The 12,450-nt window shown below is 72.1% G+C and carries 15 protein-coding genes and 1 tRNA gene; 5 read left to right on the forward strand and 11 right to left on the reverse strand.

Translation table 11 applies throughout. The annotated features are described in order from the left end of the window. Positions 1-84: 84 nt before the first annotated feature. The gene (locus tag ACSDG8_RS16745; RefSeq protein ID WP_210895609.1) at positions 85-951 is read left to right on the forward strand and encodes an aldo/keto reductase family oxidoreductase; all 867 of its coding nucleotides are present in this window, start codon (positions 85-87) and stop codon (positions 949-951) included. Positions 952-960: 9 nt separating this feature from the next. Here ACSDG8_RS16745 and ACSDG8_RS16750 read toward each other — a convergent pair whose 3' ends face one another. From ACSDG8_RS16750 to ACSDG8_RS16765, 4 genes are all read right to left on the reverse strand, one after another. Further along, positions 961-1,230, reverse strand: a complete 270-nt coding sequence (locus ACSDG8_RS16750; RefSeq protein ID WP_013283345.1) for a DUF6458 family protein — start codon at positions 1,228-1,230, stop codon at positions 961-963. Positions 1,231-1,415: 185 nt separating this feature from the next. After that, positions 1,416-3,272, reverse strand: a complete 1,857-nt coding sequence (locus tag ACSDG8_RS16755) for an acyl-CoA dehydrogenase (RefSeq protein WP_210895608.1) — start codon at positions 3,270-3,272, stop codon at positions 1,416-1,418. A 116-nt stretch (positions 3,273-3,388) separates the two neighbouring features. Beyond that, positions 3,389-4,516, reverse strand: coding sequence for a PP2C family protein-serine/threonine phosphatase (locus ACSDG8_RS16760; protein ID WP_210895607.1), 1,128 nt, complete (start codon positions 4,514-4,516; stop codon positions 3,389-3,391). Positions 4,517-4,584: 68 nt separating this feature from the next. Beyond that, positions 4,585-5,217: a septal ring lytic transglycosylase RlpA family protein gene (locus ACSDG8_RS16765; protein ID WP_210895606.1), complete on the reverse strand. Its 633-nt coding sequence runs from the start codon at positions 5,215-5,217 to the stop codon at positions 4,585-4,587. Positions 5,218-5,377: 160 nt separating this feature from the next. Here ACSDG8_RS16765 and ACSDG8_RS16770 point away from each other — a divergent pair, with 160 nt between their 5' ends. Together ACSDG8_RS16770 and ACSDG8_RS16775 are read left to right on the forward strand one after the other, a co-directional pair. After that, on the forward strand, positions 5,378-5,926 hold the full coding sequence (locus tag ACSDG8_RS16770) for a phosphoribosyltransferase family protein (protein ID WP_210895605.1): 549 nt from the start codon (positions 5,378-5,380) through the stop codon (positions 5,924-5,926). Between the two features lie 53 nt (positions 5,927-5,979). Next, positions 5,980-6,393: an ASCH domain-containing protein gene (locus tag ACSDG8_RS16775; RefSeq protein ID WP_210895604.1), complete on the forward strand. Its 414-nt coding sequence runs from the start codon at positions 5,980-5,982 to the stop codon at positions 6,391-6,393. Here the strand turns inward: ACSDG8_RS16775 and ACSDG8_RS16780 are convergent. The 4 genes from ACSDG8_RS16780 to ACSDG8_RS16795 form a co-directional block, all read right to left on the reverse strand. Next, positions 6,390-7,271, reverse strand: a complete 882-nt coding sequence (locus tag ACSDG8_RS16780) for an LLM class flavin-dependent oxidoreductase (protein WP_210895603.1) — start codon at positions 7,269-7,271, stop codon at positions 6,390-6,392. The two genes, ACSDG8_RS16775 and ACSDG8_RS16780, sit on opposite strands and share 4 nt — an antisense overlap. A 50-nt stretch (positions 7,272-7,321) precedes the next feature. Continuing rightward, positions 7,322-8,374 (reverse strand): MerR family transcriptional regulator, encoded by a 1,053-nt coding sequence (locus ACSDG8_RS16785; RefSeq protein ID WP_210895602.1) that lies wholly within the window; start codon positions 8,372-8,374, stop codon positions 7,322-7,324. 76 nt (positions 8,375-8,450) lie between these two features. Further along, the gene (locus ACSDG8_RS16790; protein ID WP_210895601.1) at positions 8,451-9,017 is read right to left on the reverse strand and encodes an NUDIX hydrolase; all 567 of its coding nucleotides are present in this window, start codon (positions 9,015-9,017) and stop codon (positions 8,451-8,453) included. A 29-nt stretch (positions 9,018-9,046) separates the two neighbouring features. Further along, complete coding sequence (locus ACSDG8_RS16795) at positions 9,047-9,940, reverse strand: LysR family transcriptional regulator (protein ID WP_210895600.1); 894 nt, start codon at positions 9,938-9,940, stop codon at positions 9,047-9,049. A gap of 87 nt (positions 9,941-10,027) precedes the next feature. On the opposite strand from ACSDG8_RS16795, the gene ACSDG8_RS16800 reads away from it, so the two are divergent. Then, positions 10,028-10,423 carry a VOC family protein gene (locus ACSDG8_RS16800; protein ID WP_439427038.1) on the forward strand — a complete coding sequence of 132 codons (396 nt, stop codon included), beginning with the start codon at positions 10,028-10,030 and terminating at the stop codon, positions 10,421-10,423. 9 nt (positions 10,424-10,432) lie between these two features. Then, the gene (locus tag ACSDG8_RS16805; RefSeq protein WP_210895598.1) at positions 10,433-10,939 is read left to right on the forward strand and encodes a GNAT family N-acetyltransferase; all 507 of its coding nucleotides are present in this window, start codon (positions 10,433-10,435) and stop codon (positions 10,937-10,939) included. Here ACSDG8_RS16805 and ACSDG8_RS16810 read toward each other — a convergent pair. The 3 genes from ACSDG8_RS16810 to ACSDG8_RS16820 all read right to left on the reverse strand — a co-directional run bounded on the left by ACSDG8_RS16810 (position 10,918) and on the right by ACSDG8_RS16820 (position 12,423). After that, positions 10,918-11,529, reverse strand: coding sequence for a dihydrofolate reductase family protein (locus ACSDG8_RS16810; RefSeq protein ID WP_210895597.1), 612 nt, complete (start codon positions 11,527-11,529; stop codon positions 10,918-10,920). The two genes, ACSDG8_RS16805 and ACSDG8_RS16810, sit on opposite strands and share 22 nt — an antisense overlap. A gap of 79 nt (positions 11,530-11,608) precedes the next feature. Next, on the reverse strand, positions 11,609-12,142 hold the full coding sequence (locus tag ACSDG8_RS16815) for a hypothetical protein (RefSeq protein WP_210895596.1): 534 nt from the start codon (positions 12,140-12,142) through the stop codon (positions 11,609-11,611). A gap of 207 nt (positions 12,143-12,349) precedes the next feature. After that, positions 12,350-12,423 (reverse strand) — tRNA-Gly (locus ACSDG8_RS16820). Positions 12,424-12,450 lie beyond the last annotated feature (27 nt).

Consider the following 12,450-nt stretch of genomic DNA (forward strand, 5'->3'; position numbering starts at 1 on the left):
CCCGTCCGAAAGTTACACGCCGATAGTGGAAACCGGCACCGCGACCCTGCGGAGCACGAACGGACGAGAGCCAGAGGTACACGAATGGCCCCCACCACCCTTCCCGGCGGCACCTGGACGCTGGGCGACCTGACCGTGACCCGGTTCGGCTACGGCGCGATGCAGCTCGCCGGCCAGTGGGTCATGGGACCACCGGCGGATCACGAGGGCGCCGTCGCGGTGCTGCGCGAGGCGGTCGCGCTCGGCGTCACCCACATCGACACCAGCGCGGCGTACGGGCCGTACGTGACCAACCGGCTGATCCGGGAGGCGCTGCACCCGTACCCGGAGTCGCTGCACGTCGTCACCAAGGTCGGCGCGGACCGGGACGAGCAGGGCGGCTGGCCCACCGCACGCGACCCGGAGAGCCTGCGCCGGCAGGTCCGGGAGAACCTGGAGACGCTCGGCCTGGACTCGCTGGGCCTGGTCAACCTGCGGCTCGGCGACGCCACCGGGCCGCAGCCCGGCTCGCTCGCCGAGCCGCTGGAGACGCTCGTCGCGCTCCAGCAGGAGGGGCTGATCCGCCACCTCGGCCTGAGCAACGTGACGCGGGAACAGGTCACCGAGGCACAGACCATCACGCCGATCGTCTGCGTGCAGAACCGGTACAACCTGGCCCACCGGGACGACGACGACCTCATCGACGAACTGGCCCGGCAGGGCGTCGCCTACGTGCCGTACTTCCCGCTCGGCGGGTTCACCCCGTTGCAGTCCTCGGCGCTGTCGGCAGTGGCCGGGCGCCTCGGGGCGACGCCGATGGGCGTCGCCCTGGCCTGGCTGCTGCGGCGCTCCCCGAACATCCTGCTGATCCCCGGCACCAAGTCCGTCGCGCATCTGCGCGAGAACATCGCCGGCGCCGGGCTGGCCCTCTCCGGCGACGACCTCGCCGAGCTGGACCGGATCGGCCGCTGAGACGCAGCGTCAGGACGGCGGGGCCGTCGGCGGCGGCGGGTCGGGCGGCGGCGGCATCATCGCTGTCGGATGCGAGAGCCGGTTCTCCTCCACGATGAGCGTGCGGGCCCGCTTGCGGCGGTCCTGCCAGAACCACAGCGTGGTCAGCAGGACGCCCAGTCCGGCCAGGATGAAGACCCAGCCGACCGCGCGCAGGTCGATCCACCAGACGTTGGCCCGGATGGCGAAGGTCATGATCGCGCCGAGCGCGATGAGAAAGATGGCGCTACCAATGCCCATGTGCGCTGCACTCCCCCGTGCGATGGCCTTGGGCGTACTCCGGTCGTGGTCCGCGACGGTTACCCGCCACCGGCCCGCCTATCCACCCGGGGCGCACGCACGACGACGGCCGGCGGGCTGGTGCCCGCCGGCCGTCGTCATGAGGGGGAGAGTGACGCTTCAGGGGAGGAAACCCCCGGAAGGGCTCAGAAAGCCTCCTCCGGGAGGTCCATGATCTCCAGGTCGGTGCCCTCGATGATCCGCCGGTCGGCGCCGATGCGGGGCAGCACCTCGCGGGCGAAGAACCGGGCGGCGGCGACCTTGCCGGTGTAGAAGGACTTGTCGGCCGCGGAAACCTCGCCGGCCAGCGCCTTGAGGGCCACGTCCGCCTGCTTCTGGAGCAGCCAGCCGACCACCAGGTCGCCGATCGCCAGCAGGAACCGGCGGCTGCTCAGGCCGACCTTGTAGAGCGCGCGGGTGTCGCCGCCCTGGGCCTCGCCCAGCCAGCCGGTCATCACGCCGAGGATGTTCTGGATCTCGGCGAGCGCCTTGCCGAGCGCCTGACGCTCCTCCTTGAGCTGGCCGTTGCCGGCCTCGGAGGCGATGTGCTCCTGGATCTCGGCGGCGACCGCCATCAGGGCCTTGCCGTTGTCCCGGACGATCTTCCGGAAGATCAGGTCGAGGCTCTGGATCGCGGTAGTGCCCTCGTACAGGGTGTCGATCTTGGCGTCCCGGACGTACTGCTCCAGCGGGTAGTCCTGGAGGAAGCCGGAGCCGCCGTACGTCTGGAGCGACTCGTGGCCGAGCATCTCGTACGCCCGCTCCGAACCGACGCCCTTGACCAGCGGCAGAAGCAGGTCGTTGACGCGCTTGGCCAGCTTGGTGGCCTTCTCGTCACCGGCCGCCTCGGCGATCGTGACCTTGTCCTGCCAGGTCGCGGTGTAGCAGACGAGCGCGCGCAGGCCCTCGGCGTACGACTTCTGCAGCAGCAGCGAGCGGCGCACGTCCGGGTGGTTGGTGATGGTCACCCGAGGCGCGGTCTTGTCGGCCATCTGGGTGAGGTCGGCGCCCTGCACCCGGTTCTTGGCGTACTCCAGGGCGTTCAGGTAGCCGGTGGAGAGCGTGGCGATCGCCTTGGTGCCGACAAGCATCCGGGCGTACTCGATGATCATGAACATCTGGCGGATGCCGTCGTGCTTCTCGCCCAGCAGCCAGCCCTTGGCCGGTACGCCGTGCTCGCCGAAGGTCACCTCGCAGGTGTTCGAGACCTTCAGGCCCATCTTGTGCTCGACGTTGGTGGCGTAGACGCCGTTGCGCTCGCCCAGCTCGCCGGTCTCGGCGTCGAAGTGGTACTTCGGCACGACGAACAGCGACAGGCCCTTGGTGCCCGGGCCGCCGACGCCCTCGACGCCGACCGGACGGGCCAGCACGTAGTGGACGATGTTGTCGCTCAGGTCGTGCTCACCGGAGGTGATGAAGCGCTTCACGCCCTCGATGTGCCACGAGCCGTCCGGCTGCTGGATCGCCCGGGTGCGGCCGGCGCCCACGTCCGAGCCGGCGTCCGGCTCGGTGAGGACCATGGTCGAGCCCCACTGCTTGTCGATGAAGAGCCGGGCCCACTTCTTCTGCTCCTCGGTGCCCTCGACGTGCAGCACGTGGGCGAAGGACGGGCCGGAGGCGTACATCCAGATCGGGGCGTTGGCGCCGAGCACCAGCTCGGCGAGCGACCACCAGAGGGCGCGCGGGGCGTTGGTGCCGCCCAGGACCTCCGGCAGGTCGAGGCGCCAGAACTCGGAGTCCATGAACGCCTTGTACGACTTCTTGAACGACTCCGGCAGCGGCGCGGTGAACGTCGCCGGGTCGAAGACCGGCGGGTTGCGGTCGCTGTCCGTGTAGCTGGCAGCCAGGTCCTCGCGGGCGAGACGGTCGACCTCGCCGAGGAAGCTGCGGGCGGTGTCGACGTCCAGGTCCGTGAACGGAGCCTGGCCGAGCGTCCGGTCCGCCCCGAATACCTCGAACAGGTTGAACTCGAGGTCCCGCACGTTGCTCTTGTAGTGGGTCATGCTCGCTGGCCCCGCTTCCGGACAGGTGTTACCGATCAGTAACTCCAGACTGTATTACTCACCGGTAGGCAACGACAAGCGGATCTCGGAAGTGACAGCGATTACACACTTCCCGTTCATCCGTCGGCGGCGCCGACCTCCCAGCTCGGCACCGGCGTCGCGGTGGCGCTGTACGGGCCGGCGTACTCCATCAGGACCAGCGCGATGTCGTCGTCGAGCCGGCCGTGCACCCACTCGACCAGGGCGGTCTCCAGCGAGGCCAGCCCGTCGGCGACGGTGCCGTGGCCGAGCAGCCGCCAGGCCCGGTCGGCGGTGGGGAAGAACTCGCCGTCCCGCCGCGCCTCGCCCAGCCCGTCGGTGAACAGCAGCAGCCGGTCGCCCGGCTCCAGCCGCTCCACGCGGGGCCGGACCACCGGCATGAAGCCGAGCGGCGGAGCGGGCGCGGGCGGCTCCAGCGGGATCACCGCGCCCCGGCGCAGCAGCAGCGGCGGCGGGTGCCCGCAGTTGACGATGGTGAGCGTGCCTCCGCGCTCCTCGACCAGCGCCGCGGTGACGAAGTCCTCGTCGCCGACGTTGCGGGCCACCGCCCGGTCCAGGTCGGTGACCACCGCGCGCAGGTCGGCCCGCTCGTACGCGACGTGCCGGTAGGAGCCGAGCACGATGCTGGCCAGGCGGACCGCGTCCAGCCCCTTGCCCCGGACGTCACCGATGATCATGCGGACGCCGTACGGGGTGTCCATCGCCTCGTACAGGTCGCCGCCGATCTCTGCGGTCGCGGTGGAGGAGATGTACCGGGCGGCCACCGCGAGCGTGCCGACCTGCGGACCGAGCGGGCGCAGCACCGCCTGCTGGGCGACCGAGGCGAGCCGGGACAGCTCCGCGATCCGGTCCACCTGCCGCTGGCGTACCGCCGCGGTGGCCGCGGCCACGGCCGTCGCCACCGCGATGGCCGTCACGTTGACGGCGGTCACCAGCGGGGTGCCCCGCTCGACGAGCGCGAAGGCGACGCCGACGGCGGTGGCCAGGCCACCCACCGCGAGCACCACCCGCCAGGACGCCAGCGCCGCCGCGAGGAACGGCGCGACGACCATCAGGGCCAGATAGTGCGCCGGACGCCCGTCGGCCAGTTCCGCCGCGACCACGATCGCGAGCAGCCCGAGGGCCGCGCCGAGGCCGGCGCGGGATCCGGGGCTCAGCGGGCGGGGGCCCGACTGGAAGGGTTGCGTGCGTACATCGGACAGCATGCCTGATGGACGTGAACGGGAGAATGAACCTGGCCCGTCGGCCGTGGAAGTTCTGGCCGAGTGGACGGTCAGCCGAGGACCTCGTACCGGACCTGGATGTGACCGAGACCGGTGGCGGCGATGGACGCGAACGCGGCTCGGGACAGGTCCAGGCAGCGGCCCTCGATGAACGGGCCACGGTCGTTGATCCGCACCACGACCGACTTGCCGTTGTCCGGGTTGGTGACCCGGACCTTGGTGTTGAACGGCAGCGTCTTGTGCGCGGCGGTCAGCGCGTTCGGGTTGAACGACTCGCCGTTCGCGGTCATCTGGCCCTCGGCGTAGAAGGACGCGCCGCACGAGCCGCTGTCCACGACCTTCGGGCTGCTCGTCTTCTTCGCCGTCGGCGACGGGGAGGCGGTCCGGGCCTTGCTCCGGGAGGCCGCCTGGGTGCGGCTCGACTTCGGGCTCGCGGTGGCCTTCGGCGACGGGCTGACGCTCGCGGTCGGCGAGGGCGACGCGCTCGGCGAGGGGGCGGCCGAGGTGGGGGCGGGCGTGCTGGGCAGCGTCTCGACCACGGCCGGCTCGGCGGGCGGCTCGGCGGAGGTGAGCCGCACGGCGCCGACGGTACCGCCGACCGCGAGCGCCACGCCGACCGCCGCGGTCGCGGCGATGGCGGCGGGCGAGGAGAACTTGCGGGTACGAAGGTGCCTAGCAGCCACCGGCCCGGTCCTTTCGTCAACTGAACAAACCGGCCCGGACCGTAACGAGAGAAGCACTTCCGAAGTCAACGTGATCATGGTGCTATGCCCGCATTTACCCCGGTACGTGTAGCCGTTCACGCCACAGTCGATCGGCCGAACGGCCCACCGATCCGCGAGGATGGAAACCGTGCTGAACCGTCGCCTGGTCGAGCTGTTCCGGTGGATCGACCCCGGGCCGGGCAGCACCCACCTGGTCAGCGACATCTCCGGCTGGTGGCGTGACCCCGAGGTGCTCGCCCAGGTCGGCCCCGCGCTCGCCGGGCTCCATCCGGCCGCCCGCCCGACCGTCGTCATCGCGCCCGAGGTGACCGGGCTGCTGCTCGGCCCGCTCGTCGCGGTCGCCGCCGGCGCCGGGTTCCTGCCCGCGTACAAGGACGGTGGCGAGCGACGCCGGGCCGGGCCGACGCGCTGGGCCGACACACCCCCCGACTACCGGGGACGACGGCTGCGGGTCGGCGTGGACGGCCGGCGGCTCGGCCCCGGTGACCGGGTGCTGCTGGTGGACGACTGGGTTGACACCGGCGCGCAACTGGACGCGCTGTGCCGGGTCGTGCGGGACGCCGGAGCCGACCTGATCGGCGCCGCCGCGCTGGTCGCGACCTGCCCGCCCGAGGTACGCGAGCGGCTGAGGCTGCGCGCCCTGCTCACCGGCGACCAGCTGCCGTGAGACGCCGGCAATCCGGGTGAGCGACGGCAGTGCCGTGCCGTAGCGTCGGCGGCATGTGGCCCCGCATCGGTGGACTGCGCGCGCTCGCCCTCGGCACGCCCGGTGAGCTGCGCACCCGACTCAACACCCTCGTGCTCTCCGGCGTGAAGACCGCCACCGCCGGTCTGGTCCAGGAGTACGACGAGGAGGGCGAGGAACTGGAGCACGTCGGCGAGCGGCTGGTGCTCGTCGACGACAACGACGCCTTCGTCGCCGTGATCGAGGTCACCGGCGTCGAGGTGGTGCGCTTCGCCGACGTGCCGTGGGAGTTCGCCCGCGCCGAGGGCGAAGGCGACCGGTCGATCGAGGAGTGGCGCGAGGGCCACGCCGCCTACTGGGCCCGGCAGGGCACCCCGGTCACCGACGACACAGCCGTCGTCTGCCTCCGGTTCCGGGTGGTCTCCACCGAAGGCAGCGTCGGCACCTAGCCGGCCCGGCGCAGCTCCGGCAGCAGCGCCGCCGCCTCCACCAGCACCGCCTCGTCACCGGCGTACCAGCTGCTGGCCCGGGGCCAGTGCGTCACCACGTCGGTGAAGCCCAGCCGGGCCGCCCGGGCCACCTGCTCGGCGAGGAAGTCGGCGCTGCCCAGCGAGAACACCGGCGCCGAGTCCAGCGACAGGTAGCGGTCGAGCGTCGCCGGGTCACGGCCGGCCTGCTCCAGCGTCCGCGTCATCCGGTCGGACAGCTCCGCCACCGTGCCCCACCACGCCTCGATGTCGTCGCCGCCGAGCCCGGTGGTGACCCAGCCCTGCCCGAACCGGGCGACCAGCCGCATCGAGCGGGGCCCGTTCGCGGCCACCACGAACGGCACCCGGGGCTGCTGGACGCACCCCGGGTTGTTGCGGGCGTCCACGGCGGTGAACCACTCCCCGCGCCAGGTCGTGCCGTCCTCCCGCAGGATCGCGTCGAGCAGCTCGGTGAACTCGGCGAACCGGTCGACGCGCTGCCGGGGCGGCAGCGTCTCGCCGCCGAGCACCGCCGAGTCGAAGCCGATGCCGCCCGCGCCCAGGCCGAGCAGCACCCGGCCGTCGGAGACGTCGTCGAGCGCGGTGACCTGCCGGGCGAACGCCGCCGGATGCCGGAAGTTCGGCGACGCCACGAGCGTCCCGAGCTTGACCCGGGACGTCACGCCGGCCGCCGCGGTCAGCGTCGTCCACGAGTCGAACCACGGGCCGTCGACCAGGTCACGCCAGCCCAGGTGGTCGTAGGTCCAGGCGTGGTCGAAGCCCCACTCGTCCACCTGGGCCCACCGCCGACGCGCTTCCGACCAGCGCTGGTCGGGCAGGATCACGATGCCGATTCGCATGATCGCCAGGGTACGACCCGGGCCGGACAGTCCGACCCGGGTCGCGGGGATCACGCCGCCAGGTCGGCGACCACGCAGGCGATGTTGTCCGGCGCGCCCGCCGCGTACGCCAGCTCGACCAGGCGCTCGACGGCGGTCTCCGGATCGTCCGCCTCGGTCAGCGCGGCGTGCAGCGCGCCCGGCTCCACCACGGCGGAGAGCCCGTCGGAGCAGAGCAGGTAGCGGTCGCCGGGTAGCGCGGTACGCAACGCCAGATCCGCCTCCACCTCGACGCCCGCGCCGAGCGCCCGGGCCAGCAGCGCCCGCTGCGGATGCGCCCCCGCCTCGGCCGGGGTGAGCCGCCCCTGGTCCACGAGCGTCTGCACGTACGTGTGGTCCTGGGTGAGCCGGGACAGCTCGCCGCCGCGCAGCAGGTACGCCCGGCTGTCCCCGACGTGCACGAGCGCGAGCCGGTTGCCGCGCCGCACGATCGCGGTCAGCGTGGTGGCGGGCTGATCGGCGTCGGTGGCGTGCGCGCGTACCGCCCGGTCGGCCCGGGTCACCGCGTCCGTCAGCGCGCCGAGCAGATCGGGCTGCGACTCGTCCGTCCGCTCCAGCGGCCGCAGCGCGTCCACCGCCTCCGCGCTGGCAGTGGACCCGGCCGGACCGCGTACGCCGTCGGCGACCGCGAGCAGCGTGGCGCTCGCGTACGCGGTGTCCTCGTTGGAGTCGCGGACCGTGCCGGTCTCGCAGCGCGTCGCGTACCGGAAGGTCGTCTCGGACATGGTGGTGCCCCTCTCGCTGAGTCTGTCGACGAGGAGCGCGACGGCCCGGCCGCGCGCCGCGGTGTCCGCGCTGACCCGCCGCCACCAGGCGTCGAGCGCCTCGGCGGCGGCAACGGGCGGCAGGCCGCAGACGGTACGGATCTCGGCCAGCGGCATCCCGGCCCGGCGCAGCCCGGCGATCAGCCGCGCCCGGTCCGCCTGCTCCGGCGCGTAGTAGCGGTAGCCCGAGTGCGGGTCCACAGCGGCCGGGGGCAGCAGCCCGCAGTCGTCGTAGATGCGCAGCGCCTTGGCGCTCAGGCCGGTCGCGCGGGCGAACGCGCCGATGGTCAGCAGTCGCACGTGCCCTCCCTCGCGCTCCTCGTGCCGGTCACCGCGACCGGCACCGACCACGCTGGGCTTTGCCGCAGGGGACGGGTCAAGGCGTCGCTGCCGCCAGTTTGGTCAGCATCCGGCCCAGATGCGGCTCGATCGTGCCGGTCGGCGCCTCGTTCACCTCGGCCGGCGTCCACCAGCGGATGCCGGCGAACTCCACCGGATCGGGCGTGAACCGCTGGTCACGGCGGGCGGACAGCACGTACCAGAGGCTCACGTCGGTGTGCCGGTGCTCGGGCGGGCCGACCGTCCCGGTGACGGTGAGGAACGCCGGGCGCTCGCCGTACGGCGGCGCGAAGACCGCCGCCACGCCCAACTCCTCCCGCAGTTCGCGGCACACCGTGTCGGCCGGGTGCTCGCCCGGCTCGACGTGCCCGCCGCTGGGCAGCCACATCCCGGCGAGGCGGTGGTCGACAAGCAGCACCGCGCCGTCGGCCGGGTCGCGGAGCAGGAAGTACGCGACCAGATGCGGCGACGGCGTACGCGGCTTGGCCCGGCGGAAGATGTCCTCCGTGCCGGCCAGCCAGGTCAGTGCCGCCGCCCGGTGCCGCGCCTCCTGCTCGTCCCCCGGTGTCAACTCCTCGACCATTGCCCGGATCTCGTCCCGCATCCCGCCGATGCTGCCAGCCGGGTACGACGTCAGTCCGGCGGCAGCGGGTTGGCGTCGGCCGCCGCGCGGACGAACTCGCGTACCCGGGAAGTGGTGTTCCCGGCCGGCCACACCGGACCGCGACAGATCGACGGCGCGTCGTGGATCGGCACGTAGGCCACGTCCGGGCGGGCGTAGAACCGGCAGCTCTGCTCGCCCACCGGCAGCACCCCGCGCCCCAGCGCGACGAGCGCCAGCATCTCGGAGAAACTGCCGCCCACCGGGCCCTTCGGCACCGGACGGCCGGACGGGGTGCGGTCCGGCGTGCGGTCCTGCTTGAACGCCGCCGACGTCACCGCCGGGTACTGCACCACCGGATGGTCGCCGAGCACCTCCAGCGACACCGACTCCTCCGCCGCCAGCGGATGGCCCGCGGCCACCGCGAGCACCCGGCCCTCGCGCATCAGCACCGGGCCGTTCGCCATGCCGTCGAAGGGGTACGAGGCGATCAGCACGTCGATAGTGCCGTCCAGCAGGCTCGACCGGCTGCTGGCCAGCGGCGCCTCGTGCACGTGCACCTCACAGTCCGGGTGACGCTCGGTGAACAGGGCCACCGCGCGCAGCAGCACCGGCGCTGTCGACTCGCCGACGTACGCCACCCGCAGCTCGCCGGTGAGCCCACGCCCGGCATCAACGGCCCGCTGCACCGCCTCCTCGATGCCGGCCACCAGCGGGCGCATCTCCTCGGCCAGGCGGGCGCCGATCGGGGTGAGCCGGACGACCCGGCTCGTGCGCTCGAACAGCGGCGCGCCGATGCGGCGTTCCAGCTTGCGCACCACGTGACTGACCCGTCCGGTGCTCACCCGCAGCCGCTCGGCGGTCCGCCCGAAGTGCAGTTCCCCGGCCAGCGTCAGGAACGTCTCGATCTCGTACCGCTCCAGCACAAGGCGCCTCCGTCGTTGCCCGTGAGTAAACGATCGTAGTGCGATCGGGGGTTGGTCCCGCCGCCGCGCCGGGCCAGGGTTGACGACATGCGCAACGATCTCGTGATGGTGACCGGATTCGACCATCTCGTGCTCTCGGTGAGCGACGTCGAGCGCTCCCTCGGCTTCTACTGCGGCACGCTCGGGCTGGCCCCGGTGCGGGTCGACAGGTGGCGGGCCGGCGAGGCACCCTTCCCGTCCGTACGGGTCGACGCCGGCACCATCATCGACCTGGTCGAGGGCGACCCGGACGGGTCCAACGTGGACCACTTCTGCCTGGTGGTCGAGCCGGTCGACTGGCAGCGGGTCATCGACTCCGGGGTGTTCACGGTTCTGACCGGCCCGGTACCGCGCTTCGGCGCGCGCGGCACCGGCACCTCGATCTACGTCCGCGACCCGGACGGCAACACAATCGAACTGCGCTCCTACCCGGCCGACGCCTAACCTGGCCCGATGCCGGAGCTGGAACGACTCGCCGCTCACCACGCACCCGCCGTGCTGCGGTTCGAGCGGGAGAACCGGGCGTACTTCGCCCGGCACGTACCCGACCGGGGCGACGACTTCTTCACCCGGTACGCCGCCCGGCACGCGGCCCTGCTGGACGAACAGGACCGCGGCACCTGCCACTTCCACGTGCTGGTCGGCGACCACGGCGCCGTGCTCGGACGGTTCAACCTGGTCGACGTGACCGACGGCAGCGCCGAGCTGGGCTACCGGGTGGCCGAACGCGCCGCCGGGCGCGGGCTCGCCCGGGACGGCGTACGGCGCGTCTGCGCACTGGCCCGCACCGAGTACGGGCTGCGCCGGCTGGTCGCCTCGGCGGCGCTGGCGAACCCGGCCTCCCTGGCGGTGCTCAAGCGTGCCGGATTCGTACCCGACGGTCCGGTGGTGCTGGCCGGGGAGCCCGGCCTGCGGCACGTGCTCGACCTCGAAGCGCCCTACGCGGCCGCGTTCCCGTAGGCGGGCGCGCCGGCCGGCTCGTATGTCAGCTGGAGCGTGCCGTGGGCGTGGGTGACCGACTCGGTGAGCCGCAGCGCGCTCGGCACCGTCCCCGCGCCGAACAGCCGCTTGCCGGTGCCGAGCAGCACCGGGTACACCCACAGGTTGAGCCGGTCCACGAGGCCGGCGCGCAGCAGCGACTGCACAAGGTCGAGGCTGCCGATCACGTGCACCTTCTCGTGGCGGGCCTTCATCTCGGTCACCCGCTCGGCCAGGTCGCCGCTCACCAGCGTCGAGTTCGCCCAGGCCAGCGGTTCGGTGAGAGTTCGGCTGGCCACGTACTTGGGCACACCGTTCAGCAGGCCGGTGAAGGGGATCTCCTCGGGCGCCTTCGGCCAGTAGCCGGCGAAGATGTCGTACGTCTTGCGGCCCAGCAGCAGCGCGTCCATGCTGCTCGCCTGCTGGAACATCACCGCGCCGGACTCGTCGTCCAGCAGCGGCATCTGCCAGCCGCCGTGGCTGAAGCCGCCCTCACGGTCCTCGTCGGGCTCGCCGGGCGCCTGCGCCACGCCGTCGAGGGTCAGGAACTCGTTCACGATCAAGGTACCCATGGGTCTGCTCCTCCGTTTTCCGCTCTTCCCCCCTCAGACCCGTCAACGACCCGCAACTCATCGCCGCCACCAGGCCTGCCTACTCGTCCCGGGAGAACCTGAAGGGTGCCCCCTCGATCTCCGTCACGTAGCCGATCAGCGGCACCGGGTTCCTCAGTTCAGCGAGGTCGACAAGCAACTCGGTGGCGGTGCCGGCGTAGCGCTCGAGCGGGTCTGTCAGGGCGGTATCGCAGACCACCGTCGGCCACCGGTCGGGCCGGACGTCGTCGAGATGCCAGCAGAGCAGGTAGTCGAGGTTCACGGTTCCCCACACCCGGAGGTCTCCCGGGGAGGTGCCGAAGTGGTAGGGGAAGCCTCCTTCGTCCGTCTTCTCGTTCATCACGTCGTGCCAGTTCCGCGCGTACTGGAGGAAGTCCGGTACGCCCCAGCAGGAAGGATGAAGCACCTTCAGGACGCCGATGAGGCCGTGCGGGAAGCGCTCGACGAAGCGTCGGTAGTCCTCCGGAAAGGGATGGCCGGCCGCCTCCGTGAGGGCTGGCCAGTCGATCTCCATCTCCGTCGACGCGTCCCAGTCGAGCAGGACGGCAAGCCGGTCTGTCGTCGGCGAAGCCAATCGGCCACCTCCGCCAGACGCTCGTTGATCTGCTGCACGCCCCCGCCGCGTCCCCACTGTAAGATCATTCTCTTCGGCAGGCATGCCTCCGGAGTCCTCGAAGGCGGATTCGCCATGATCCCCGCTCGGACTGAGTAAACGGTCGTCCGGACAGTACGGAACGCCGAAGGCCCTGGCTAGGACACATCCTGACCAGGGCCTCTCGCGTGGAGCGGGTGACGGGAATCGAACCCGCACTGTCAGCTTGGGAAGCTGATGTTCTGCCATTGAACTACACCCGCAGGCGGCACCACTCTACCTGAAGGCCC

The sequence above is a fragment of the Micromonospora sp. LA-10 genome, from assembly GCF_051853095.1.
GTDB classification, from domain to species: domain Bacteria; phylum Actinomycetota; class Actinomycetes; order Mycobacteriales; family Micromonosporaceae; genus Micromonospora; species Micromonospora echinospora_A.